Source organism: Streptomyces sp. H27-H1 (assembly GCF_026627445.1).
Taxonomy (GTDB): Bacteria; Actinomycetota; Actinomycetes; order Streptomycetales; family Streptomycetaceae; genus Streptomyces.
The window spans coordinates 1-22,826 of record NZ_JAPNLJ010000044.1 but is presented as its reverse complement, the minus strand read 5'-3'; the positions used below and the strand labels follow the sequence as shown (position 1 = coordinate 22,826).

Below are 22,826 nucleotides of genomic sequence, written 5' to 3'. Positions count from 1 at the left end.
GCGCTAGTCGAAAGCGATGCCGCGTTGTCCGTAGAACGTGGTGAAGATGTCAATGGGGAGTTCGGCGTTGCGGGTTTCCGTTGTGTGCCCGGAGGGGTTGCGGAATCGTACGGTGCCGTTCCTATGGCCGGTGACGAGGATGAGGTGTCCGCCTTGGCCGAGGGCCGGCTGATCAGGGCGGCGGATCTCCTTGTGGACCGAGGCCATGACCGTCTGGCCGCCGTCGAGGAGGTCGGTGAGCTGGTCTGCGGGAAGGTTGCTGTGTACATCGGCAGTCAGCCCGAGCTCGGCGTGGACGTAGCCGGCGAAGGGGGCGTAGATCAGGCCCCGGATCGTTCTGGTGTCGGGGCTCTCGGTGTAGGCGTCGTACTTGCGGGCGCCGTCGAGGAGATCGAACAGGGTGGGGGCGTGGCCGTCGCGGCGGAGCAGAATCATGCGCAGGCAGGCGATGCCGCAGATTTGGGTGCACCAGCGGGTGTAGGTGGCGTGGTCGGGGGCGCCGGATTCCTTCCAGCGGGGGTCGTCGCCGGGGGCGTGTCCTTGGTAGGCGATGGCTTCGATGAGGTCGGGGCTCGCGTACTGGGTGACGGTGGGGAACGCGAGTTCAGACACGGGCCTTCTCCTTGTACAGGCTGATGGTGGTGAGGAAGCCGGCGAGGTCGACGCCGCCGCCGGAGATCATCACGCCGATCGTCCCGCCAGTGTGGGTGATCCGTCGCGCGAGCAGGGCCGCCAGCGCGCACGCGCCGCTGGGTTCGACGACGACCTTGAGATGGCGGAAGGCGTAGGCCATGGCTGTGGTGATGTCGTGGTCGGTGACGGTGACGATGTCGTCGAGGAGCCGGGTGTTGATGGCGAAGGGGAGCTCGGCGGGGGTGGTGTGGCCGAGGCCGTCGGCGATGGTACGTGGCGCGGCGGGCAGGGTGACGCGGGTGCCTGTGCGCAGGGACTGCAGGGTGTCGGTGGCGCTCCAGGGTTCGACGCCGATCACCTGGATGCGGGGGTTGAGGTGTTTGGCGATGACGGCGGTGCCGGCGGCGAGTCCGCCTCCGCCGACGGGGACGAGGAGGGTGGTGATGTGGGGGTGGTCGGTGAGGAGTTCGAGGGCTGCGGTGCCGGCTCCGGCCATCACGTCGGCGGAGTTCGCGGAGGGGACGATGGCCAGCCCGTGGAGCTCGGCCAGCCTGGCCACGAGCGCGTCGCGGTCTTGCCCGGTGCGTTGGTGGCGGATGATGCGGGCGCCGAGGGCGCGGGAGCCCTGGACCTTGGCGCGGGGGGCATCGTCGGGGATGACGACGGTGGCGGGGATGCCCAGGATGTGGGCGGTCAGGGCGAGGGCCTGGGCGTGGTTGCCGGAGGAGGCGCCGATGATGCCGCGTACTCGTTGGCCGGCGGGGAGGTTCGCGGTGTGGTTGTAGGCACCGCGGAACTTGAAGGAGCCCGTGTGCTGGAGGTTCTCGGCCTTGCACAGGACGGGGAAGCCCGCCTCCGCGTCCAGGGCGCGGGAGGTGATGGCCGGGGTGCGGACCGCGATGCCTTGGAGGGTGCGTGCGGCGGCTTCGATGCGGGCGTGGTCCAGCAGGGTCACGGCCGGTACCCGCCGCTGGTGTGGGCGGTGTCGAGGATCATGCGGATGAGGTGGTCGTAGCTGATGCCCGCGGCGTCGGCCATGGTGGCGAGGTTCCCGGGGTGGGACAGGCCCGGGAGGGTGTTGACCTCCAGCCAGGTGACCCGGCCCTCTGGGCTCACGATGAAGTCGGAGCGGGAGTATCCGCTGGCGCCGAGCGCGCGGTGGGCGGCGAGCGCCGACTCGATGACCAGCGTGGTGACGTCCGGGGTGAGGCGGGCGGGGCACCGGTAGCGGTGGAGGGTGTCGTCGCGTTTCGCGGCGTAGTCGTAGAACTCGGCCGCGGTGGGAACCCTCTCCAGCACGGGGAGCGCGATGGTGCTGCCGCCGGTTTCCAGGACGGCGCAGGTGGCGGGGGTTCCGGGGATGAACGGCTCGACAAACCATGCCTGGGCACGGTCGATGGCCGTGATCGCCTCGATGAGTTCTGTGAGGTTGTGGCACAGGCTCATGCCGATCGAGCCGCCCTCCGAGCGGGGCTTGAGGATGACGGGGAAGGCCAGAGTTTCCGCCAGGGTTTTGGCGACGACGTCGGGCATCTGCAGCGGGGGGATCTCGACGTGCGGAAGCACCTTGACGCCGGTCGCGGCGACGACGGTCTTGGCCAGCGTCTTGTGCATGCCGACCGCGCTCGCCGCCACCGGGGAGCCGGTGTACGGGATGTTCAGGGATTCCAGGAGTCCTTGGAGTTTGCCGTCCTCGGCGCCCTGGCCGGCGATGGCGAGGAACGCGACGTCGGCGCGGCGGACCTCGTCGACGAAGTCAGGAGCAGCGGCGTCGAGGAACACCGTCTGGTAGCCCTGGCGGAGCAGGGAGTCGTGGACGGCTCGCCCGGACAAGAAGGAGCGTTCGCGTTCGCTGGAGTGTCCGCCGGTCACGACGGCGATGAGCTGGGGCTCTTGGATGTGGGTGAGCATCGCTTTGGTACTCCGCTCTGGTGGTGTGGGGCCTGGGTGTCCGGTTGCGGGGGTGGGGAGGCGCTACGGTCGTGGAGACCGGAACGGGTGGCGCACGGGATGCGGCACCCCTCGGGAACCGCTTGTGGACGGAGTGCCTGTGATCCCCCTTTCGCTCGAACGAATTGCCGCCATCGTGGGCGGGCGCCTGTGTGACGTTCCGGATCCGGGCGTGCTGATGACGGCGCCGGCGGTGGTCGATTCCCGCGAGATCGAGCCGGGCGGGCTGTTCGCGGCGCTGGTGGGTGAGCGGGTCGACGGCCACGACTACGCCGCGCAGACGGTGGAAGCCGGGGCCGTTGCCGTGCTCGCGACGCACCCCGTCGGGGTGCCTGCCGTCGTCGTCGGGGATGTGCTGGAGGCGCTCGCCCTGCTGGCCCGCCACGCGCTCGCCGAGATCGCCGAGCCGGTCATCATCGGCTTGACCGGCTCGTCGGGGAAGACGTCGACGAAGGACCTGATCGCCCAGGTGCTGCCAGCGGTACTCGGGTCGACGACGGCCACCGCACGGTCGCTGAACAGCGAGATCGGGCTGCCGCTGACCGTCCTTCGAGCCGACCGGGCGACCCGGTACCTGGTGCTGGAGATGGGCGCCCGCGGGATCGGGCACATCAAGCACCTGACCGAGATCACCCCGCCCCAGGTCGGGCTCGTCATCAACGTCGGGACCGCCCACGTCGGCGAGTTCGGCGGCCGGGAGGCCATCGCCGCCGCGAAGGGCGAACTCCTCGAAGCGCTCCCCGCCGACGGGCTGGCCGTCCTGAACGCCGACGACCCGCTCGTGGCGGCCATGGCCTCCCGGACGAAGGCCCGCGTCATGACCTTCGGACTCGCCACCGGCGCTGACGTCCGCGCGCTGGACGTAGCCCTCGACCGGGTGGGCCGCCCCTCCTTCGCCCTCACCTTCGACGGCATGTCCGCACCGGTGTCGATGACGCTCCACGGCGAGCACCACGTGTGGAATGCGCTCGCCGCCGCCGCTGTCGCGCTCGGGCTGGGCGCCGACATCGGGAAGGTCGCGGCCGCTCTGTCGGGGGCGGTGCAGGTGACGTCGGGCCGGATGCAGGTCAGCGACCGTCCGGACGGCGTGCGGGTCGTCAACGACGCGTTCAACGCGAACCCCGATTCGATGCGTGTAGGCCTGAAAGCCCTGGCCGCCATGGCGGATGGACGGCGAACGGTTGCCGTGCTCGGTGAAATGAAGGAGCTCGGCGAGGACGCCGTGCCCGGCCATGAAGGGGTGGGCCGGCTCGTCGCCGAGTGCGGCATCGACGTGCTGGTCGCGGTCGGCGGCTATCACGCCGACGTACTGGCCCGCTCCGCCCAGCAGCACGCTCCCGAGCTGCGGGTCCTGCGCGCTGCGGACCGCGAAGCCGCCCTGCCTCTGCTCCAGGAGGAGCTGCGGCCGGGCGACGTCGTCCTGGTCAAGGGCTCCCACAGCGTCGGCCTGGAGCGCACCGCGGCACTGCTCCTGGAGGCCGACGCTGCGGGAGCGCCTGTCTAGGACAGGACGGTGGTGGCCCGGTGTGCGAGGATCCGCGCGCCGAGGGCGTTCACCTCGCCGGTTCCCATCAGCAGGACCAGGTCGCCGGGCCTCACCAGCCCGGCCACCACGCCCTCGGCGTCGGTGAGGCCGGTGACCTGGTGGACGCGGCCGCCGGCCGCGACCGCGGCCTTGGCCATCTCCTCTGTGCCGATCTGGGCGGGCGGCGGGGTCACCGTGGAGTGCACGGGCAGCAGCACGATTTCGTCCGCCGCGGCCAGGGCGCTGCCCATGTCCGCTCCGAGGGCGGCGGTGCGGGCCCAGCCGCGCGGCTCGAACACCACGACGGTCCGGCCGGTGGTGAGGGTGCGGGCGGCGGCCAGGTCGGCGGAGATCGCCGTCGGATGGTGGGCGAAGGAGTCGCGGACGCTGACCTCGTCGGCGGTGCCGACCATGTTCATGCGCCGCTCGATCCCCTCGAAGCCACCCAAGCCCTCGGCGAGCTCGATCGCGTCGATGCCCAGGATCCGGCCGGTCGTGAACGCGGCGACGGCGTTGAGCGCGTTGTGGCGACCCGGAACCCGCACCGTCAGCGTCACCGGCGTCCCGTCGAGGTCCTCCAGCTGGACCCAGGTGCAGGGGCCGGCTGCCTCGATCCCGGTGACGTGCACGTCTGCGCCCTTCGACTGGCCGAACGTCACGACCCGCAGGCCCTCGCGCCCCCGGACGAGTTCGGTCACGGCCCCGGCGCCCGGGTCATCTGCGGAGACGACCAGGACCTCAGCCGCCAGGGCGAAGTCGCGGAACACGCCGACCGTCTCGGCGAGGCCGGTGTAGTTCTCCGGGTGGTCGTCCTCCGCGTTCAGCAGGACGGCTACGGCCGGCCGGTAGTTGATGATGCTGCGGTCGCTCTCGTCTCCCTCCGCGATGAACACCTGCCCCGCGCCGTAGTGGGCGTTCGTCCCGCCGAGGAGGGCTCCCCCGCCGGCCCACGACGGGTCACGCCGCTCCAGCGCGGCGGCGAGCATGGCCGTAGTCGTCGACTTTCCGTGCGTGCCCGCCACGACCACCGACCGGCGGCCCGCCTCGTTCATCAGCTGGGCCAGCACGTGGCTGCGGTGGGCGACCGTGATCCCCGCCGCACGGGCCGCGACCAACTCCTCGTTGTCCTCGGCGATGACACTCGACCACACCACCACGCTGGGCTGCTGCAGGTGGGCGAGGTGGTGCCCGGCGTGGACCCGGCAGCCAGCGGAGGCGAGCCGCTCAGTGACGGCCGTGGTGTTCAGGTCGGAGCCGGAGACCTGGGCACCCTGCTCGACGAGCAGGCGGGCCAGCGCCGACATTCCGGCGCCGCCGATCCCGGCGAAGTGAGGGCGGGACAGGTCCAGCGGGCTGCACTCGACCGGGATCTGGACGTGCTTGGTTTCAGTCACGGCTACTCCTCGTTGCGTTGAGGTGCGGTGTTCTCGGACGGCGGCGCGTGAACACGCACCGGTCCGCCCCGGGCCGAGCAGCTTCTGCGCCTGGGAAGCGCCTGACTGCTGCGGGGCCGTACTGAGGACCGTAGGTTCGCCAAAGGGGTGGCAACGAGGACGTATCGCAGGACATTTGGCGGGAGTAACGTCATGGTTTCACTCCGGGCAGCCGCACGGTTCGCGGCCGCCGATCACCGCGAGGTCTGCGACCGGGGGTACCCATGTCCCGACCGGGAATCAGCACGTTCGCCGACGCCCGACGCCGGCAGGGCTGGCATAGCCAGAGCGACGTCGCCGACGCCTACGAGCACCACTCCACGCTCCTGGGCGATCCCGCCACCATCACGGTGCGCCAGGTGAGGCGGTGGGAGTCGGCTGACCCCGGCTGGCCCAAGCGCCGGACCCGACGCGTCCTGGAGGCGATGTTCGGCCTCCCGCTCACCGCACTCGGCTTCGTCCCGCCCACGGTGGGGAAGAACTTCCCCGACCGCGAGGAGGACCCCATGCGCCGACGCGCTTTCCTCGGAGGCTTCGTCCTTGGCGCAGCCCCACTCCTCAACCCCACTGGTCAGAGCCGGCTTACCGCCGCCCTCGCCAACGCCCGCCGCTACAGCGACCACGCCCTGGTCAACCACCTGCGCTCTGCCCTGGACGAAGCCGCCCGCAGCGACGGACGCACCGGACCGCGCCAGACGCTGCCCACCGCGCTCGACCTCCTCGGCGTCATCGACGAGCTCGCCCGCGACACCCGCTCCGCCGTACGCCGCGACCTCCTCATGGTCGGCGCACGCGCCGCCGAGTTCACCGCCTTCCTCCACCGCGACGCCGGCGCCCCGCCCCCCGTCACCCTGTACTTCCACGACCGGGCCATCGAATGGGCCAGCATCACCGGCGACGGACCCATGCACGCCTACGTGCTGCTCCGCAAAGCCCAGGCCACCGACCGCGGCGACGCCGCCCGCATGCTCGGCCTCGCCCACGCCGCCGCCCAAGGACCCTGGACACTGCCCCCGCGCGCCCGCGCCGAAGCCCTCCAGCAAGAAGCCCGCGCCCTCGCGCTCACCGGCGCCCCGACGGGCTCCATCGCACGCACCCTCGGCCAGGCCCACGACGCCCTCGCCACTGCGGCCCCGGCCGAGCCAGCCACCTGCACCGGACCGCTGTGCGCCGGATACAGCCAGGACAGGCTGATGGCCCAGAGCGCGATCTGCCACCGCGAAGCCGGACAGCCCCACAAGGCCGTCACCCTGCTGCGCCAGCACCTGACCCGCGGCGCGTTCGCCCCACGCGACCGCGCCTTCTTCACCGCCCACCTCGCCGGCGCCCTCGCCGCCGCCGGACAACCCGACGACGCCGCCACCACCGGACTGTCCGCACTCCACCTCGCCGCGGTCCCCGGATTCGGCCAGGCCCTCGGCGAACTCCGCCGCACCGTCGCCGAACTCCGCCCCCACGCACGCAGGCCCGCCGTACGCGAACTCCGACAAGCCCTGACCGCCCTGCCGAACTAGCAGGTGAGGAAGGTGGAGACCCTCTCGATCACAGCTGCCTGCCACACCTGGGTCTGCGGATCCGCGTACCCGGGGTCCTCATGCACGGCGAAACCGTGCTGAGCGCCCTCCAGCTCCATGAGCTCAGCCGGCCCCCCGAACACCGGGAGGTAGCGGCGGGAGGACTCCACCGGCACGAACGTGTCCTTCGTCCCGTGAACCAACAGGGCCGGCGCCCGCACCTGGCGCAGGTAGACGTCCGGGTCGAGGTAGAACACCTCGTTGTGCAGGGCCCGGCCCAGCTCGAACGGGGACTTCTCGGTGAAGCCGCGCTCGTCGAGGTCGCGGGCGGCGGACGCGGTGATGTAGTCGGCGTCGAAGTACGGGCGGCTGGTGACGTACCGGTCGCGGTAGTCCAAGCGCGGGTTGAGGAGCACCAGGCGGTCAACGTCCTGCGGGCGGTACGCCGCATGCAGCGCGGCGGCCCCACCGGAGAATGATGCCGCGATCACGTGGACCGGCCGGTCCATACCCACCTCGGCTCGCAGGTGATCGCTCGCGGCCCGGATGTCGTTGGCGACTCCCGCGATCGTCACCTCCTGCGCCTGGCCGCCACTCGCGCCGTGCGCGCGCAGGTCGAACCTCAGACACCGCACACCGGAATGGGCGAGCCCGGCAGCGAGCCGGGTGAAGAACCCACCCTCGTGCCGGGTCACGCCAGCACCGTGCACCAGGACGGCCAAACCCGCCGTCGTCTGCTCCGGCACCGTCACCGTCCCCATCAGCGCAGTGCCGTCCAGCGACCGGAACCCGACTTCCAACCCAGAGGTCATGGAGACGATCGTAGAGACCGCAACTCCACAGCACGACCCGCCTACGGCACCGTCCACCCACGGGTGGACGGACATATCTCCTCCGGGTAGCGAGAGCCTGCGACCATGCCCGTCACCGCACACCGTCGCGCGGCGCTATGCGGTGACGCCGGCCAGGGCTGTGGGTGGCCCCAGCCAGAAGCGGGCTATACCCCCGTGTGGCCGATCCTTTAATGAGCGGGTCGGTTGGGTGCTGCCCACTCCTCAGGCTCTTGGCCGTCCGAATCCAAACCACGCAAGCTTGCTTCTGGACGGGTCCGCGGCATCGACTCCGCATCGACGGTCTCGCCCAGAAGGGCGGTTTCCTACCAAAACGGGCACCGGCGGGTTCCTGTGCGACCGGCGTCTCACACCCACCGACCCGGGCGTCGCGCGCCAGGTCGAACAGCAGGCCCCGCCGCTCGCCGCTGACACCCCGGGGTGGGGTTGGCCGGCAGCGGATCGGGTGGTTGGCATCTGGGCGTGGAAGAGGGGTGCGGGAGCGTGGCGGCTTGGAGGGCGGCGGGCAGACACTCAGCCTCCCCTGGAGATGGCTGTTGGTCGGCTGGGCGCGCGCTGTCCGCAGCCGGGGCCACCGGCGTAGTTACGGCAGTTCGAAGAGCCCGGGCTCCGGGTCCGGATCTGGCAAGGCGTCCTGCCAGCCCACGGCGCTGGACAGCGGCACGTGGACCATGCTGCCCGGGCACAGCTGCAGGGTGGCCGGCGGCGCGGTCCGCGTCAGGACCTGCTGACGTCCCATCCGTAGCGCTACCAGGAGCTCCATGCGGTCCGGTCTCACGTCCTTGACCGACCGGGCCAGCAGCGCCCGCGCGTAGCCGGGTGCCTGGAGCAGGCCTGGCACGATGCCGGCCTCGACGGCGTCCTGCCAGATCGCGCCCGGGGTCAGGATCTGGGCAGCGAGCCGCTCGTACTCGGCCTGCTGTTCCGGGTCGCAGCGCGGGCTCATCCGCCGGGTCGTCCTGGCCTTGGGGGCCCTGGCTCCGCCTCGGCCACCGACTCCAGAGCCAAGTAGCGGCTGCAGTTCGTCGGGAAGGAAGAAACCACCGCCCCCGCGCCCCTGGGGATGCGAATTTGGAGCCATGACGAGCAACAAGTACGGCAAGTGGATCCCCTACCCGCTGATGGGTCCGCTGTGTCCCTCGTGCGACCGCTTTCCAGAGTTCCCTCCAGGCACGTTGAACGAGGATCAGACGATCGAGACCCGTACCTGTCCAGAAGACGGGTGCGGAGGCGTGATCGAGACGGTCCCTTACTTCACGGCACCGCCAGGGGAAGCCACCGCCCACTTCTGAAGCCCAGCGGTGCCACGGCCATGGGCCGCGGACGGTGTTGGTCAGTGGCGGAAGGCGACAGCTCGACCCGCCCCTGGACCTGGCTGGCTATCGGCCTGGCCGAGTACGGCTCCTGGCGCGCGAACGTCATGGCGGTCTCGACAGATGGAGGAACCGGCCCCGGATATGGACGGCTTTGCCCAGGGCCAGGAGCAGGTCGTAGGCCAGGGCGGTATCACTCGTCGTGCCGGGGCCGGGGTGGCGGGTGATCCGGCCGGGGGGTGGTGGGTGGCGAGGGCCCTGCGCGTGAAGGCTGCGTCGTCCCCAGAGCCGAGGACGAGCGCCAGACCCGGCACGGTGGTGGGTAGGTTCAGGCGACTTGAACGACCCCAGAGGCCATGCTCAGCTACCCGAACCAGCTGGTCAGGATGCTCAACAAGCATGAACGCCTACAGCGACGGCGTGCAGTCCGCAGGCGACGATCCGGACAACCGCCCACAGAGCGCTGCCTTCGATGCCTATCGGCTTGACGCAGGCCGTGTGGCGCAGTGTCATGAAGGCGGATGGAGGGGGATGCGGAATGACCGACGAAGACAGCGACACGGAGAGCCGCGACGACGATCGTCCGCGGAGCCCGGGTCCGTCAGGATTCGAGGACCATTTCTGGCTGGTGCTGCTCGCGCTGATCGTGGTGGTTCTCTTCCTGGTCGGTCTCATGGGCGCGGACACCGGGCCCGCGAACCAGGACGGGTATACCGGCTGGCACTGACCGGATGATCGCGAAGAGTACGGCCGGACCACCTGTCCCTGACCCGTCCGGCCAACTCCGCCGAGAGCTGTCCCGTGACAGCGAGACGAGGGGCAGCTCCCGGGCCGCAGGTGCCGCAGCCTCACACGATGAGCGTCGGCCATGCCACTGTGGTCTCCGCGGGGCGCCCGTAGTCGACGCCTTCGACACCCCACCCGTACAGCTCGCGGATCTGGCCCATGAACCAGTCGGCGCCGTCCTGCGCGGCGTGCTCCTGGACCGGCTTTGCCGCGCAGAGAAGCAGGCCGATCTCTTCGACGAAGAGGCCGACCAGCTCTCTCCTCTGTGCTGCATCAGGCCCTCGCGGCCACCGGACGCCTCCGCAAGCAGGGCAACGTCCTCTGAACCGCGAGGCCGTTCAGCCGCCGGCCGGGTAACTCGAAAGCCGCAGGTCCTTATTCAGGACCAGGCCGACGTAGGCGTTGACGAGGAGCGGTGCGGCCTCGGGTTTGGTGGGCATGTCCGCGCCGGACCGCGCGTCCAGGGCAACGGGGCCGCCCACACCCTGGCCGTAGACCCGCCCATGCCAGACCGCAGTCACCTTCGGGGCCTTGCGGTCTCCCTCACCGGTCTTGAGCGACCACAGGAACTGTCCGGTGGCTGGGTCCACCGCGGCGACCGCGGAGGAGCTCGCGCACACCAGCGTGCGGATCTGGTCGTAGGTGCAGGTCGTCGATTCCAGGCCCGGAGGCATGGCGGCACGGAGCCGTCCGCTGGTCACGTCCAGCAGCTGGTCAACCCTCGAGCCGTCGGGCAGCTGGCCCGCAACCCGGACCGTGACGGGACCAGCCGACTCCATGTCCGCGGCGTACGTTGCCACCCCCCGCCACTTCTCGGAGCCGGTGGCAAGGTCGACGCCGACCGGGATGGGGGTGAGAGGCTCACCGTCCAGCAGGCCGGTGACCATTCCGGTGCCCACCGCGACGGCCTCCACACCGGGAGCGGTCCAGCGCAGGGAGTGCGACGTCGTGTCGATGCCGTACGTCACCGATGTGTCGTCGCCCACCACGGTGACCACGGCCGTACCGTCCAGCGCGCCGACGGCGGCAACCCTGATCTTGGTGGACTTCAGCGCCCACTCGGGCAGCTTGACCGCGGTCCGCCAGGCAGCCTTGTACGGGGCCGCCGTACCGACGGCGACGACCTCGACGACCGCACCGGCGGCGTACGTGCCCGAGGCGGGCGTCGTCATCAGGAACGGCGTCAGCGCCTCGGCCCCGGCCAGCACCGGCGGCAGCGTGAAGCCCTCGGTGCCACCGCGCAGAGCCTCTCCCCGGGCACTCTCCTCACCCACGGTGCGGCCGGTGGCGAGATCGACGACCTGCACCCCGGTGGGGGAGGCCACGAACGCGAAGGCGTCGTGAAGGAGAACGGGCAGATCGGCTCCGCCCCCACGGACCTGGCCCGCCAGGTTGGTCCGGCCCTCCGTGGCCACCTCGGGCAACAGCACCTTGCCGCGGGCGTCGAACCAGCTCGGCGGGTCGTGCGCCACCAGCTTCGGCTCCGCAGGCGGTGCCACAGCGCTCACCGCCGGCGGTGGCGCGCTGCTCGGCTTGGCGTCATCAGCTGCCGGACCGCACCCGGCGAGGAGACCAGTGGTCAGGGACAGGGCGAGAGCTAGCGGCCACGCGGGAGCACGCACAGGTACCTCACTCGGGGGTTGGGCAGGCAGGTGAAGATCACGTCGGAGGATACGGGCAGCACGGAGGGGAACTGTCCGCCGCTGACACAGCACCAGAGAACACATGGCCGACTGGCTCGGTGGCGCCCGGGCGGGGAGTGTCCTGGAAGCCCGCCACCAGCCGATTCGCCGCCCTAGTCTGGCCGCATGATTCCCGATTTTGTGTCAGATCTACGGACTGCTGCAGGTCCCGATTGTCTGCTGTGGCTCCCCGGAGTGGTCGCCGTTGTCCGCGACGAGCACGGGCGAGTCCTCCTGCAACGGCGCTCCGCTGCCGGGCTGTGGACCCCGCTGAGCGGGATCCTGGAACCCGGCGAGGCCCCGGCCGCCGGAGCGGCGCGGGAGGTAGAGGAGGAGACCGGAGTACGGGTAGTGGTGGAGCGTCTGGCCGCGGTGACCTCCTCCCCGCCGGTGCGGCACGACAACGGAGACCGGGCGCAGTACCTGGAGATCGTCTTCGCCTGCCGTCCGGCAGACCCGGACCAGGCGCCTCGGGTCTGCGACGACGAGTCGGTAGAGGTCGGCTATTTCGCGCTCGACGCACTGCCGCCGATGACCGCGCGGATGCGGGAGATCATCGCGATGGTCGAGAAGGACGAGTCCCGGGCCTGGTTCGCGCCGGCGCCGTGACCGTCCCTCGTTCTGACCTCGATGGACACCTTCGCCGTCGGCCCGACACCCTGGGCAGCAGCATCCGATGGCGGCGCGGTGGTCAGACCTTGGTGGGGGTGGGGCCGTAGGCGCGGGCTTGGGTGGTCCACATCGCCGAGTACTCGCCGCCTGCGGCCAGGAGGCTGTTGTGGTCGCCCTCTTCGAGAATGCGGCCGTGGTCGAGGACGACGATGCGGTCGGCGTGCTGGGTGGAGCCGAGGCGGTGCGTAATGAGGATGACGGTCCGGTGCGCGGCCAGTTCGCGAATGCGGTCGTACGCTGCCTGCTCAGCTCGGGGGTCCAGAGCGCTGGTCGGCTCATCGCAGATCAACAGGGGTGCTTCCCTGCGGGCGTAGGCGCGGGCGGCGGCGATGCGCTGCCACTGGCCGCCGGAGAGGTCCCGGCCGCCGGACTGGGAGGGGCGGATATTGGTATCGAGGCCGTCGGGGAGTGAGTCGATGACTTCGGTGGCGCCTCCGGCGAGGGCGGCGGCGAGGACAGCTTCGTCGCTCTGGTCGCCTTGGCCGAGGGTGATGTTCTCGCGGACGGTGGCCTGCCAGCGGGCGATGTCCTGGGGCAGCATCGCGAGACGGGAGAACAGCTCGTCGGGGTCGACGGTGGTGAGGTCGGTGCTGTCCCAGGTGACGGTGCCGCTGGTGGGGTGGTAGAGCCCGGCGAGGAGCTTGGCCAGGGTGGACTTGCCGGCGCCATTGTGGCCGACGATGGCGAGGATCTCGCCGCGGCGGACGGTCAGGGAGACGTCGCTGAGGACGGGTGTGGCAGCGCCCTCGTACGCGAAGGTGACGCGGTCGGCGCGGATGACGACGGGGTTCGTCGGGACTGGTGCGGGGGCGGCCGGGAGGGCGTTGCGGGCCTTGGCGTCGCTGAGGAAACTGGCCCAGTCCTCCAGGTAGAGGCCCATGCGGTAGGTGGTGGTCAGGCCGGTGGCCATGCCGGTGAGCAGAGCGCGGCTGGTCTGGACGGCGATGAGGGCGGTCGCGGCGTCGGCGGTGGGGATCCGGCCGTGAATGGCCAGCCACAGCAGGGCGCCATAGACGAGCAGAGTGGCCGTGCCGGCGAGGGTGTCGCCGGTGAGCTGGCGGCGGGCGGTGTCGGCGCCGATGCGGGCGGTGTGGTCCTCCAGGCGGCGGCTGACGGCTCGGTACTGGTCGAGGAGCCAGGACCGCATGGTGCCCGCGCGGACGTCCAGGGCGGTGGAGCGTCCTGCGGCGAGGTACATGAGGATGTGGCGGGTGCGGCGGTCGCCAACAGCGTGCCGGTCGGCCCGGTGGGCGGCCTGGGCGGCGCGGGCGGCAGCCCAGGCGCGGGGCAGGACCGCCAAGAGCAGCAGGGGCAGCAGCAGCGGGTCCAGGGCGGTCAGGATTCCGGCGGCTGCGGTGATGCCGAGGGCGGCGCCGGTGAGGGCGACGAGGGATTCGACGATGGTGTGGGCGTCCTTGGCGGCGCGGTTGGCGGCTTCGCCGTGGTCGCACCAGGCGGTGGAGTCGTACGCGGCGAGGGGGACGCGGGTGGCGGCCTCCAGATAGGCGAGTTCGGCGCGGCCGTCGACCCGTGGGCCTAGGCGGGCGGTTGTCGCGACGGTCGCGGCGGAGGCCAGGGAGCGGGCGGCGGCGACGGCGGCCAGGGCCAGCAGGGCGAGTTCGGCGCGGTCCAGGCGTTCCAGCGGGGCGCCGGCGGCGAACAGGGCGGCGAGTGCGGTCCGGGTGAGGTGCAGGGCAACGGCCGTGAGCGCGCCCGCGGCGAGTTGGAGTCCGACCAGGCGCAGCAGGGCGGTGCGGTCGGCCTGCCAGGCCAGGGACAGGGTGATTCGCATCAGGTGGGGCAGGGTGCGGGCCATCGTGAGCAGGCCGTCGGCGCGGTCCTCGTGGCGTTCGCTGCCGAGCGTCCAGGCGGGGAGCGGTTCGGGGGCCGGTCGCCGTCGGCGGCGCAGCCGGTTGCCGAGCCGCTCCCCGAGGGGGCTGCGGGGGTGCGGGGTGGTCTGGGTGCGGTGCTGTGTGTCTGTCACGTCGGGCGCAACGCGTCACCCATACGGGTGGATACGCCTATACCCCTGGTCCATCACCCGTTCGAATTGCCGACGGTGAGGACGGGCAGGTACGGCCAGAGGCGGTCGTGGTCGTCCTGCCCGAGAACGTGGCCGTCGGCTTCGACCCAGGCGTGGGCGCCGCGCGGGGTGAAGCGGGCCCCCAAGACCCAGTGGACGCGGTGGCCTGTGAGGGCGGCGGCCAGGTGGCAGGCCAGGGACTCCTCCAGGCAGGCGACGCGGCCCGGCCACCAGGTCCCGACAGCCCGGACGGCTGCAAGGACGGCTTCGGCTTCACGGACACTGGCCCGGTGGCCGGGCAGACGGGTTGCGGCGCGGGCGGCGGTGACTACGTGCCGGATCGGCAGGGCTCGTAGGAGTAGCAGGGCCGCGGCCAGGCCGATGGCCGCGGCCGCGCGGTTCCTCAGGGTGGGCCGGGTGGTGGGGACGAAGCGGACCGTCGGCGGCGGGGCGGGCGGGGTGTGGTGGACGGGGCGCCCGGCGCGAAGGTGGTCGAGGTCGGCGGCGGCTCGGGTCAGGTCGCCCCGGATCCGCTCCGGGGCGGCGCCGGTTGCTGCCCACCGTGCGGTGGCGGCATCAATGGCGGTCTCTCGCTCGTGACCGGCGGCAGGTAGGTCGAGGAGGGTGGCGGCGATGGGGTCCAGGAGGGTCCACCGGCCGGTCGCCAGGTCGAGGAGGGCCGCGCCGGCGGGGCCACGGGCGGCGTGGAGGCTGGGCTCGGTCATCGGAGGGTCTCCCGGGTCGGCGTCGGCTCCCACCACGTCGCGAAGGCGGTGGGGAGGTTGGTGAGCCACAGCTCGGCGGCGACCAGGGCGTGCACGCTCCCCAGGTCCGCGGGCGAGCCGTGGATCGTGCGGTCCAAGGAGGCCAGGACAGCAGCCGGGTCGATGAGACCGGCGCCGGACATCGCCGAGTTGGCCAGGAGATCGCGCAGGGCGGGGGCGTTGACGCGCAGGCCGTCGTAGACGCCGTTGAACGCGGTCTTCGTGCGACGGGCCAGGACTGGGGCGTGCACGAGACCGGTGAGGGCGGCGCGGGCCAGGGGCTTGAAGTCGCCAGCACGGCGCCGCTCCCAGGCGGGGACGGCATGGCAGATGTCGACGATGCGGGTGTCCAGGTACGGGGCGTACGTCGGCAGGCCCCACAGCGTCCGTGTGAGGGTGTCCAGACCGGCGTGCTCGGTCCCCGTGGCCTCCAGCGCGAGGCGCTCGCGTAGTTCACCGGGACCGACGGCACTGTCGGCCACGCCGGCGCGGGCCCCGATGAAGTCGGCGAGCGCGGTGCGGCCTGCCGGGGTGAGCCAACGTGCGGCGGTCAGCCGCCCGCACCAGCGGGCCACATCAGCGGTGTCGGGCAGCACCCGTAGGGCGGGGCCGGCCAGGACCGTATCGGCGAGGTCGGTCAGCGCCCGGGGGTGGTCGCCGCGTCCGGAGGCGGTGACGGCGCGCAGCACCGGCTGGGCGGCGGCGCGGCGGTCCCGCGCCAGCCGGGCAGCGTCACGGAGGGCGGCGATGCGGTCGCCGGACCGGTAGCGGTCGGCCGGGGACGCGATCCCGTCCAGGACGTTGTCACCGCCCCAGCCGGTGAGATGCCCGGTGCTGCCCGCGGCGACCGCGGGCGCGAGTTGGGCCCCGAGGATGCCTAGTGTGCCCACGCTCAGGGCGGGCGCGTCGGTGAACGGGATGCTGGCGGGCTCCTCCAGCCGGTCGAAGTGACGGCTGCCGGTGTGGCGACCGTCGACCAGGTGCCGGGCGATGCCCGGATACGCGGCGGCGATCTCGGCCGCGTACCGGGTGTCGTCCTGGTCGGCCATCGCGGCATCCACGTAGGTGACGGCGGTGAGGTCGGTGTGCGCGGCGGCGATGCAGGTGATCGTGCTGGAGTCGACGCCGCCGGACAGATCCGCCGACACCGGTTGGCTGGACAAGGCGCGGCGGCCTACCGCGAGCGGCAGTTCGTGGCGCAGGGTTGCGGCGGCATCGGCGAAGGAGACTCTGGCCGGGATGGGGAGCCGCTCGATCGTGGGCGGGGCGTCGGGGGCGAGGGTCAGCGCCGCTCCCGGCGGGACCCGGTGGATGCCGTCGAACCAGCCGTCGCCGCCCGGCTCCACGCCCCAGGTGGTGACCTCGGCCAGCAGCCGGACCGGATCCGGGACGGCGCCGACAAGGGCGGCGAGCGCGGTGGCGGACGTCGACCACGTCACCATCCCGGCGGCATCGGCGACCCAGTGAACCTGGACGGCGGCGGCCCGGCTGCCTGCGATCCGTACGGTGCGGCCGACCCTGACGATCCCCAGGTAGGAGCCGGGCAGTCGGCCGGCGGTGTGCCACTGGCCGCGCGCGGCCGCGTCGGCGGCGTCCCGGACCTCGTCGTCGGTGGCCAGGCAGTCCCCGACGAGGATCACCTCCGCGGTGCCGTCCCGGGACAGCGCCCGCTGTACTTCGTGGGGGCCGTGCTCGACGGTCCAGGCGCGAAGGGTGCCGTCGTCGTGGATCTGGTGCCCGCCGCGCGGGCGCGGCCCGGTGGTGAGCGGGGGCGTGTGGGTGACCGTGCCTGCGACGTACCTCATGGCGGGCTCTCCCTGTCGGTCAGACGTTCCGGCAAGGCGGACGCGCGCCTGGAACGGGCCAGCCGGCGAGGGCTGGCCGTCCCGGGCGCGCGTTCACCCGAGGTGGCGCCGGACGGCGCCGGGAGGATCAGCCCTGGTAGTACATGGTGTGGTCGGGGTTGTTGAAGCCGCCGCTGCCCAGGGTGACCTCGGCGACGGCCCCGAGGTCGGAGACCTCGGGAGTGGTGAAGACCTCGACGGTGGCGATGGCCTCGGCGGTGGCGATGGCCTGAACGGTCTCGATCTCGGTGTGCTTCATGACGGACTCCTTCGTGTAGGGCTGTCGGATCAGGTCCTCCAAGGCCGGCGCGACGAAGGCGTCGGCCACGGAGCAGATCAGGAGGGCGGCTGTAGCCCCTCCCCCTTGCACTCGGCGTCGTGCTGCCGGGCTGAGACCAGTTGGCACCCTCCACCCGCTGCGTCTCCACGGCGAACTCCGTTGCGCTTGCCTGCGCTCCGAGACAACGCCCGTGCTGCGATGGCGCTGCGAATCACTGCGAACAGCCGTAGACCAGGCCGTAGTTCACCACCCGGCGTAGCCTGGAAACGCACCTACGACCATGCCCTTCTCCCTTACTCGGATCAGGTGGACACGGTGGCGCAGCTGGCAGCACAGCCCAACGAGGCTCTCGCGCACTGGGCGCGCATCTCCGGAGCCAGTTACGGCCAGATCGCGGCGGAAGTCGGCCGTGTAGCGGCCGGGCACGGACGCCACGACATCCAGCCCGACAGCTCCCGCGTCTCCCGATGGATCACCAAAGGGGAGAGGCCCCGTCATCCCGTCCCCGCGTTCCTGGCCGAGGCGATGAGCAACCTGTGCCATGGGCACACACTCAGCCCGGCCGATCTCGGCCTGACCTCCGCCGGAGTGCCAGCGGCCCGGAGAGGAGAGGCGTGGTCCGCTCGCACGGTCGTGGCCGCCATACTCGACACCACCCGGAGCGATGCCGTGACCGACGACCGCACCCCGTGCCGCGCGCGCCACCTCACCGGCGCCGCCCTGGTCAACGCCGTCCAGCCCTGGCTGCACCTGAACGACCTCGAACCCCTACCCACCCCGGAACAGCCCGGACCACGCCTCGGCCTGTCGGACGTCGCACGGATCGAGGCGACCACCGAAGCTTTCCGTGAACTCGACAACGCGCACGGAGGCGGCCTGTCCCGCCTCGCGGTCGTCGGCCAGCTCCAGCACGTCACCAACCTGACCCGCACCGGCATCTACACCGAGGAGACGGGCCGCGCCCTGTTCGTCGCCGTCGCGGAACTCGCCTCCGTCGCCGGATGGATGACCCACGATGCGGGCGCTCACGCCGACGCGCAGAACTACCTCCTCCTCGGCCTGCAAGCCGCCAAGCAGGCCGGCCGCGACGGCGCCGGGATCGGGGGCCACCTGATGAACTGCCTCGCCCGGCAGGCCAACCACCTCGGGCGAACCGACGACGCCCTCGAGCTCGTCCAGGCCGCGCAGTACGGCACCCGCAAACTGCCCCAGGGCCGACTGCGAGCCCTGCTGTGCTCCCTCGAAGCCCGCTCCCACGCGGCCCTCGGCAACATCGAGGAGATGACCCGCGCCACCGGCGCCGCCGAACAGGCCCTCGCCGACGAAGACACCACAACGACTCCCGGCTGGGCCGCCTGGTTCGACCTCGCTGAATTCCGCGTCACCGCCGGCGTGTGTGAGTTCGAAGCCGCCGAGCACGCCCCCACCCGAATCGGCAACGCCATCACCCTGATCGAGCAGGGCACCGCCGACCGGCCCGCCGACCGGGCCCGCAGCCGGGCCTTCGACCAGATAGCCCTGGCCCGCGCCCACGTCCGCGCCGACGAGCCCGAAGCCGCCGACATCGCGACCGCCGCCGCCCTGACCCTGATGGGCACCATCACCTCCACTCGCGTCGGTGACCGCCTACGGGAACTGGATGCCGAACTGGCAACCGTTCTGGGTGAAGCGCCGGTTGCGGCCGACAGCCGCGCACGCATCCGTACTGCGCTCCAACCCCTCTGAATACCGCGTCTCCCCAACCTCTGCCTGATGGCAGCGGCCACGTCGTTAGCCCGTCGCCTTGCGGAAGGTCACTTCTCCGTTCGAAAGCGCGAGGCCCGAGTACTGATCGACTTCGAAGGGGGCGCTCTCCTCGGCTGATGCAGAGCGGTCCTGACCCGTCTGTCCGTCGAGGACCACGGAGCCGTTTGAGGTTCTGCCGTACACAGCACCGTGCCAGAACGCTGTCACCCGCGGGATCAGCCGTCCGGAGCCGTCCGGCAGCTGCCACAGCTTCTGTAGGTTCGAGGCGTTGAAGACGACGATGCTGTTGCTCCTCCCGCCACCGGTCTCGAGAGCGCACAGCACGAGAGACCGCTCGTCGTAGCGGCAGTTCCACGACCCGGGCAGCTTCTCCGGGCTGTCGGCTGCCGCCCGGACGGCGCCCGTTGCGACATCGAGGATCGTCAGTTTCGAGCCGCTGCTCGTGGCCACCAGCCCAGGGCCGGCGGATGATGCGGGCAGAGGCCCTTTACCCTTCAGCGCCGTCCACCGAGGCTGCCCTGTGTCCATCGCAAACCCGGAGATCTGGCCTTGCATCACATCCGTGGACTGGGACCCTGCGACCACACCATCCGCCAAGGCGACGGCCCGGAAGCCGGGCTGCTTCCAGCGCACGCTGCTGTCCTGCCGGTTCAGGATGTAGGTCGCGTTCGTCGCCACGACCACGACGTTGTCCTGGTCGGTGGCGACGACCTGCGGAGCACGGACCTCGCTTAGACTGACCGGACCTCCGGACACCGGCTGGAACTCAGCCGCCCAGATGGATCTGCCCGTAGCCGCGTCCACGGCGAGCACCTCGATGACGTGGCGGGAGGGCGTCGTCCCCTGCGCCTTGACCGTCCGGTTGAACGCCGCGAACACCGTCGTGACTCCCTCAGCGGCTGTCACCAGGGGAGCAGTTCGTTCATGGCCGAAGCCGCCCAGCTCGGGAGGGTTCTTCGTGTCTGCCTCCCACCTCGCCGCGCCCGTCCCGGTGTCGAGCGCCTTCAGGCCGCTCTCCGCGGTGACGTAGGCCGTTCCGTCGGTCAGCGTCACTGCGGGCCGGCTCGCATCGCCGCTGCTGGTGCTGGGCTGACGCGCGTCCGTCAGGTCCACCTGGCTCGTCCCAGATCCGTCGAACTTCAGGGGCGGGTCGAAGGCAGTGCGAGCGGGCTTGGATGGCGATGGCGAGTGCACCTGCGGGCCCGTGTTCTTTCCGGACTGCTTGAGGTCCTCGCCTCCACAGCCCGCCAGTGCTGAGCTGGCTACGACGGCGCCCAGCGTCAAGCCGACGAACCTTCTCGAACTCCATTGAGACGGCATTTCTCCCCGATCGCGTGTCTAACCACCTGGATCGGCCAACCATATTCGCCGGGTTGATCACGGGACTCGGGTTTCCCGCAAAGCGGGGCTCGGCCCTCGAGCAGGTCCGGAGATCAGGACTCTACCGAGGCCCTGTGCCGGGACATAGTCGAGGTTGGGCCGGAGAAACGTGCCGGGGGCGGATGCAGAAGTGGCTGTTCCAGCCTCAGCCGGCTGCCTCGGTTCAGCAGCCGTCAGGAACTTGATATCAACTGCCTCATGCGAGGCAATCAGCCCCGATGGTTGCGCAGGTTTCCAGCCTCTCAGGTTCCATATTTGGCCAATTCGTAGCCGGGCTGCCGGTCCGCAGGTGAATGGACGAGGTTCCGTCCAGGCGTCGCTCGCTGCGCAATCCCGCTCCCTATATCCGACCTTTCGGACTTAATTCCGAGGAGGCGCAGTCGGTGTGCGAAAACGCGCCGGTTTGTTCCCATCGCGCGCCCGTGAACTGCACTAACCGCTTTCAGTGTTGACCAAACTTTGCGTAACGTATGGGAAGGTCCGGCTGGATGTGGCGGTTGAGGTTTAAGCGCCGACGGCCTGCGGCTGCCTGTGCCAGTAGATTCTGGCTCGGTACTACGGGGAGGTAGCGGTACCCATGGCACCTGTTGAGATGCGCCGTCGGACCGGAAGGAATCGCAGCCGGTCCATCCCCCTATTCCTCGCCGCCTGCGCAGTCGTCACTTCGGCCTGCACCTCGTCCAAGGAACCCGACAGCAAGACGAGCCAGCCCGGCAGTCCGCCCGTATCCACAGCATCAACCAGCAAGACGCCCGCTGATCCGACGGAGACTGCGAAGGCGGCTGCGCTCTCCGCCTATCAGGCGTACTGGACAGAAGTACCCAAGGCCTTCGCCATTCCGGCGATCGAGGGTACGGACCTGAAGCGATACGCCGCCTTCGAGGCGCTCACCCGTGCCCAGGAGGGGACCGCGAATCTGAAGGCGAACGGCCGGGTCATGACGGGCCAGCCGGTCGTCTCCAACTCCTTGGTGACCGCGACGGAACTGGAGAAGGCGACTCCGAACGTCACGATTTCCAGTTGTCTGGACGTCTCGAACTGGCGGATCGTCGACAAGAAGTCCGGGAAGCCGGCCCCCATGGCCACGAGCGGCGTGAGCAAGTACGTGGTCACGGGTCACCTGGAGCGCTGGGACGGATCCTGGAAGGTGCTCAAGGAAGACCTGCACGCGGACCAGCCGTGCTAGCCCGTCGATTTGCCGCGTTGGCTCTTCCGCTTGCCCTTCCGTTTGTTTACCCCGCCACGGCAGCCGCCGAGGAGGGGTGCGAGATCTACTACGTCTGCCCGATCATCGTGACGCCCGAGGAACCAGGCGGAACTCACCCGCCGGGCGGCGGAGACGGCGGGGGCGGAGACGGCGGGGGGAACACCGGCGGAGAGAAGGGCCGCTACACCTGCACCTACACCCTGGCGGACCCACAGCCGTCGGATGACAGCGGGCTTTGGGGGTCTGGCGGCCGGCAGCACGGTGTCTCGATGTACATCGAGGACTGCCTCGACAACGAGACCGGCATGAGCGTCGTCAGAAACATCTTCACCACGGCGCCGCCCGCCGATGGCGGCGGTCCGGTGATCGACCCGGCGGTCGTGGCCCAGCAGGCTGTGGACAAGATGCTGCTGCGCCCGCCCCAGGTCGGCATTACGCCGAAGCCGGGCGGCAAGGGCGTGGTCGGCATGCCCGTCTACATGTGGACCGCGACGGGCCCCGAGACGTACGGGCCGAACACCGCGTCGGCGTCCATCGGCCCGGTATCGGTGACGGCCACGGCCCGGGTGAAGAAGATCGTATGGAACATGGGCGACGGGAAGTCCGTCACCTGCACCACGGCCGGAACCCCCTACAAGGCGGAGTACGGCAAGACCCCGTCCCCGGACTGCGGGCACCGCTACACGGCCCCCTCATCCACCGCCGGCGGGAAGTACCACGTGACCGCGACCTCAACCTGGGCGATCGACTGGCAGGTCACCAGCGGCGCTCAGGCCGGCCAGCTCACCGAGGTCCGCACCACCTCCGTGGACATCACCGTCGTCGAGGTCCAGGTCCTCAACTAGCACGTCGCACCTGCTCTTCCCCGAGAGGCACCCGTATGGAATCCCCCGTCGCCCCGCCGGTGCCGCGCCCCGCTGGCTCGCGCTCCGACATCCCCATCACCACCGCGGTGCCCGTCAAGCGGCAGCGCCGCTACGGCGTCGCCGCATTGTGCACCGTGCTCGCCGTGGCCGGTGCGCTCGGCGCCGCTGCCGCGGTCACCTCGGTGGGTGAGCGCACCCAGGTGCTCGCGATCGCCCAGGACGTACCGGCAGGTCAGACACCCCATGTCGTTTGGTGTCAAGCGGGGTGGGGGTGGGCGTGGTGGGACCAGGCGGTTGCTTCGTCGTAGTGGGTGCGGGTTTTGAGGCAGCCGTGGAGGATGCCGACGAGTCGGTTGC

General features: G+C 70.9%; 19 protein-coding genes. 7 read left to right on the top strand and 12 right to left on the bottom strand.

Features of this window, described 5'->3' with window-relative positions; genetic code table 11:
• Positions 1 to 3: 3 nt before the first annotated feature.
• From OTB20_RS33290 to OTB20_RS33280, 3 genes are read right to left on the bottom strand one after another with little or no spacing between them, the layout of a single operon-like run.
• The gene (locus tag OTB20_RS33290) at positions 4 to 612 is read right to left on the bottom strand and encodes a C39 family peptidase (protein WP_267823324.1); all 609 of its coding nucleotides are present in this window, start codon (positions 610 to 612) and stop codon (positions 4 to 6) included.
• Complete coding sequence (locus tag OTB20_RS33285; protein ID WP_267823323.1) at positions 605 to 1,588, bottom strand: threonine/serine dehydratase; 984 nt, start codon at positions 1,586 to 1,588, stop codon at positions 605 to 607. The genes OTB20_RS33290 and OTB20_RS33285 overlap by 8 nt, the downstream gene beginning before the upstream one ends.
• On the bottom strand, positions 1,585 to 2,544 hold the full coding sequence (locus OTB20_RS33280; RefSeq protein ID WP_267823322.1) for a D-alanine--D-alanine ligase family protein: 960 nt from the start codon (positions 2,542 to 2,544) through the stop codon (positions 1,585 to 1,587). Before OTB20_RS33280 ends, OTB20_RS33285 begins: the two co-directional genes overlap by 4 nt.
• Before the next feature lie 139 nt (positions 2,545 to 2,683).
• Here OTB20_RS33280 and OTB20_RS33275 point away from each other — a divergent pair, with 139 nt between their 5' ends.
• A complete protein-coding gene (locus OTB20_RS33275) occupies positions 2,684 to 4,087 on the top strand; it encodes a UDP-N-acetylmuramoyl-tripeptide--D-alanyl-D-alanine ligase (protein ID WP_267823321.1) in 1,404 nt (467 codons plus the stop codon).
• On the opposite strand, the gene murC is transcribed toward OTB20_RS33275, so the two are convergent.
• Positions 4,084 to 5,502: a UDP-N-acetylmuramate--L-alanine ligase gene (gene murC, locus OTB20_RS33270; RefSeq protein ID WP_267823320.1), complete on the bottom strand. Its 1,419-nt coding sequence runs from the start codon at positions 5,500 to 5,502 to the stop codon at positions 4,084 to 4,086. The two genes, OTB20_RS33275 and murC, sit on opposite strands and share 4 nt — an antisense overlap.
• A gap of 263 nt (positions 5,503 to 5,765) precedes the next feature.
• Here murC and OTB20_RS33265 point away from each other — a divergent pair, with 263 nt between their 5' ends.
• Positions 5,766 to 7,055 carry an XRE family transcriptional regulator gene (locus tag OTB20_RS33265; RefSeq protein WP_267823319.1) on the top strand — a complete coding sequence of 430 codons (1,290 nt, stop codon included), beginning with the start codon at positions 5,766 to 5,768 and terminating at the stop codon, positions 7,053 to 7,055.
• On the opposite strand, the gene OTB20_RS33260 is transcribed toward OTB20_RS33265, so the two are convergent.
• Positions 7,052 to 7,867, bottom strand: a complete 816-nt coding sequence (locus tag OTB20_RS33260) for an alpha/beta hydrolase (protein ID WP_267823318.1) — start codon at positions 7,865 to 7,867, stop codon at positions 7,052 to 7,054. The two genes, OTB20_RS33265 and OTB20_RS33260, sit on opposite strands and share 4 nt — an antisense overlap.
• A gap of 622 nt (positions 7,868 to 8,489) precedes the next feature.
• A complete protein-coding gene (locus OTB20_RS33255) occupies positions 8,490 to 8,852 on the bottom strand; it encodes a Scr1 family TA system antitoxin-like transcriptional regulator (RefSeq protein ID WP_267823317.1) in 363 nt (120 codons plus the stop codon).
• Between the two features lie 905 nt (positions 8,853 to 9,757).
• Between OTB20_RS33255 and OTB20_RS33250 the strand changes: the two genes are divergently transcribed.
• Positions 9,758 to 9,946, top strand: coding sequence for a hypothetical protein (locus OTB20_RS33250; protein ID WP_267823316.1), 189 nt, complete (start codon positions 9,758 to 9,760; stop codon positions 9,944 to 9,946).
• A gap of 397 nt (positions 9,947 to 10,343) precedes the next feature.
• On the opposite strand, the gene OTB20_RS33245 is transcribed toward OTB20_RS33250, so the two are convergent.
• A complete protein-coding gene (locus tag OTB20_RS33245) occupies positions 10,344 to 11,504 on the bottom strand; it encodes a hypothetical protein (protein WP_267823315.1) in 1,161 nt (386 codons plus the stop codon).
• A 378-nt stretch (positions 11,505 to 11,882) separates the two neighbouring features.
• Here OTB20_RS33245 and OTB20_RS33240 point away from each other — a divergent pair, with 378 nt between their 5' ends.
• Complete coding sequence (locus tag OTB20_RS33240) at positions 11,883 to 12,296, top strand: NUDIX domain-containing protein (protein ID WP_267823314.1); 414 nt, start codon at positions 11,883 to 11,885, stop codon at positions 12,294 to 12,296.
• Between the two features lie 82 nt (positions 12,297 to 12,378).
• Here OTB20_RS33240 and OTB20_RS33235 read toward each other — a convergent pair whose 3' ends face one another.
• The 4 genes from OTB20_RS33235 to OTB20_RS33220 form a co-directional block, all read right to left on the bottom strand.
• Positions 12,379 to 14,343: an ABC transporter ATP-binding protein gene (locus OTB20_RS33235; protein ID WP_267823313.1), complete on the bottom strand. Its 1,965-nt coding sequence runs from the start codon at positions 14,341 to 14,343 to the stop codon at positions 12,379 to 12,381.
• A gap of 53 nt (positions 14,344 to 14,396) precedes the next feature.
• Positions 14,397 to 15,107 carry a lasso peptide biosynthesis B2 protein gene (locus tag OTB20_RS33230; protein WP_267823312.1) on the bottom strand — a complete coding sequence of 237 codons (711 nt, stop codon included), beginning with the start codon at positions 15,105 to 15,107 and terminating at the stop codon, positions 14,397 to 14,399.
• Complete coding sequence (locus OTB20_RS33225) at positions 15,104 to 16,951, bottom strand: asparagine synthase-related protein (RefSeq protein WP_267823311.1); 1,848 nt, start codon at positions 16,949 to 16,951, stop codon at positions 15,104 to 15,106. The genes OTB20_RS33230 and OTB20_RS33225 overlap by 4 nt, the downstream gene beginning before the upstream one ends.
• A gap of 127 nt (positions 16,952 to 17,078) precedes the next feature.
• On the bottom strand, positions 17,079 to 17,249 hold the full coding sequence (locus OTB20_RS33220; protein ID WP_267823310.1) for a hypothetical protein: 171 nt from the start codon (positions 17,247 to 17,249) through the stop codon (positions 17,079 to 17,081).
• Between the two features lie 336 nt (positions 17,250 to 17,585).
• Here OTB20_RS33220 and OTB20_RS33215 point away from each other — a divergent pair, with 336 nt between their 5' ends.
• A complete protein-coding gene (locus OTB20_RS33215) occupies positions 17,586 to 18,995 on the top strand; it encodes a transcriptional regulator (RefSeq protein ID WP_267823309.1) in 1,410 nt (469 codons plus the stop codon).
• Between the two features lie 45 nt (positions 18,996 to 19,040).
• Here OTB20_RS33215 and OTB20_RS33210 read toward each other — a convergent pair whose 3' ends face one another.
• On the bottom strand, positions 19,041 to 20,300 hold the full coding sequence (locus tag OTB20_RS33210) for a PQQ-binding-like beta-propeller repeat protein (protein WP_267823308.1): 1,260 nt from the start codon (positions 20,298 to 20,300) through the stop codon (positions 19,041 to 19,043).
• Between the two features lie 673 nt (positions 20,301 to 20,973).
• Between OTB20_RS33210 and OTB20_RS33205 the strand changes: the two genes are divergently transcribed.
• Both OTB20_RS33205 and OTB20_RS33200 read left to right on the top strand, forming a co-directional pair.
• Positions 20,974 to 21,582, top strand: coding sequence for a hypothetical protein (locus OTB20_RS33205; protein WP_267823307.1), 609 nt, complete (start codon positions 20,974 to 20,976; stop codon positions 21,580 to 21,582).
• Between the two features lie 290 nt (positions 21,583 to 21,872).
• Positions 21,873 to 22,448 (top strand): ATP/GTP-binding protein, encoded by a 576-nt coding sequence (locus OTB20_RS33200; RefSeq protein WP_267823306.1) that lies wholly within the window; start codon positions 21,873 to 21,875, stop codon positions 22,446 to 22,448.
• The last annotated feature ends 378 nt before the right edge of the window (positions 22,449 to 22,826 follow it).

What these genes read in the sequence shown, in the direction of transcription:
- OTB20_RS33250 (WP_267823316.1), top strand. Translation starts at nt 9,758, where the DNA reads ATGACCGACGAAGACAGCGACACGGAGAGCCGCGACGACGATCGTCCG.
- OTB20_RS33225 (WP_267823311.1), bottom strand. Translation starts at nt 16,951, where the DNA reads ATGAGGTACGTCGCAGGCACGGTCACCCACACGCCCCCGCTCACCACC.
- OTB20_RS33280 (WP_267823322.1), bottom strand. Translation starts at nt 2,544, where the DNA reads ATGCTCACCCACATCCAAGAGCCCCAGCTCATCGCCGTCGTGACCGGC.
- OTB20_RS33265 (WP_267823319.1), top strand. Translation starts at nt 5,766, where the DNA reads ATGTCCCGACCGGGAATCAGCACGTTCGCCGACGCCCGACGCCGGCAG.
- OTB20_RS33255 (WP_267823317.1), bottom strand. Translation starts at nt 8,852, where the DNA reads ATGAGCCCGCGCTGCGACCCGGAACAGCAGGCCGAGTACGAGCGGCTC.
- OTB20_RS33200 (WP_267823306.1), top strand. Translation starts at nt 21,873, where the DNA reads ATGTACATCGAGGACTGCCTCGACAACGAGACCGGCATGAGCGTCGTC.
- OTB20_RS33205 (WP_267823307.1), top strand. Translation starts at nt 20,974, where the DNA reads ATGGCACCTGTTGAGATGCGCCGTCGGACCGGAAGGAATCGCAGCCGG.
- OTB20_RS33230 (WP_267823312.1), bottom strand. Translation starts at nt 15,107, where the DNA reads ATGACCGAGCCCAGCCTCCACGCCGCCCGTGGCCCCGCCGGCGCGGCC.
- OTB20_RS33220 (WP_267823310.1), bottom strand. Translation starts at nt 17,249, where the DNA reads ATGAAGCACACCGAGATCGAGACCGTTCAGGCCATCGCCACCGCCGAG.
- OTB20_RS33260 (WP_267823318.1), bottom strand. Translation starts at nt 7,867, where the DNA reads ATGACCTCTGGGTTGGAAGTCGGGTTCCGGTCGCTGGACGGCACTGCG.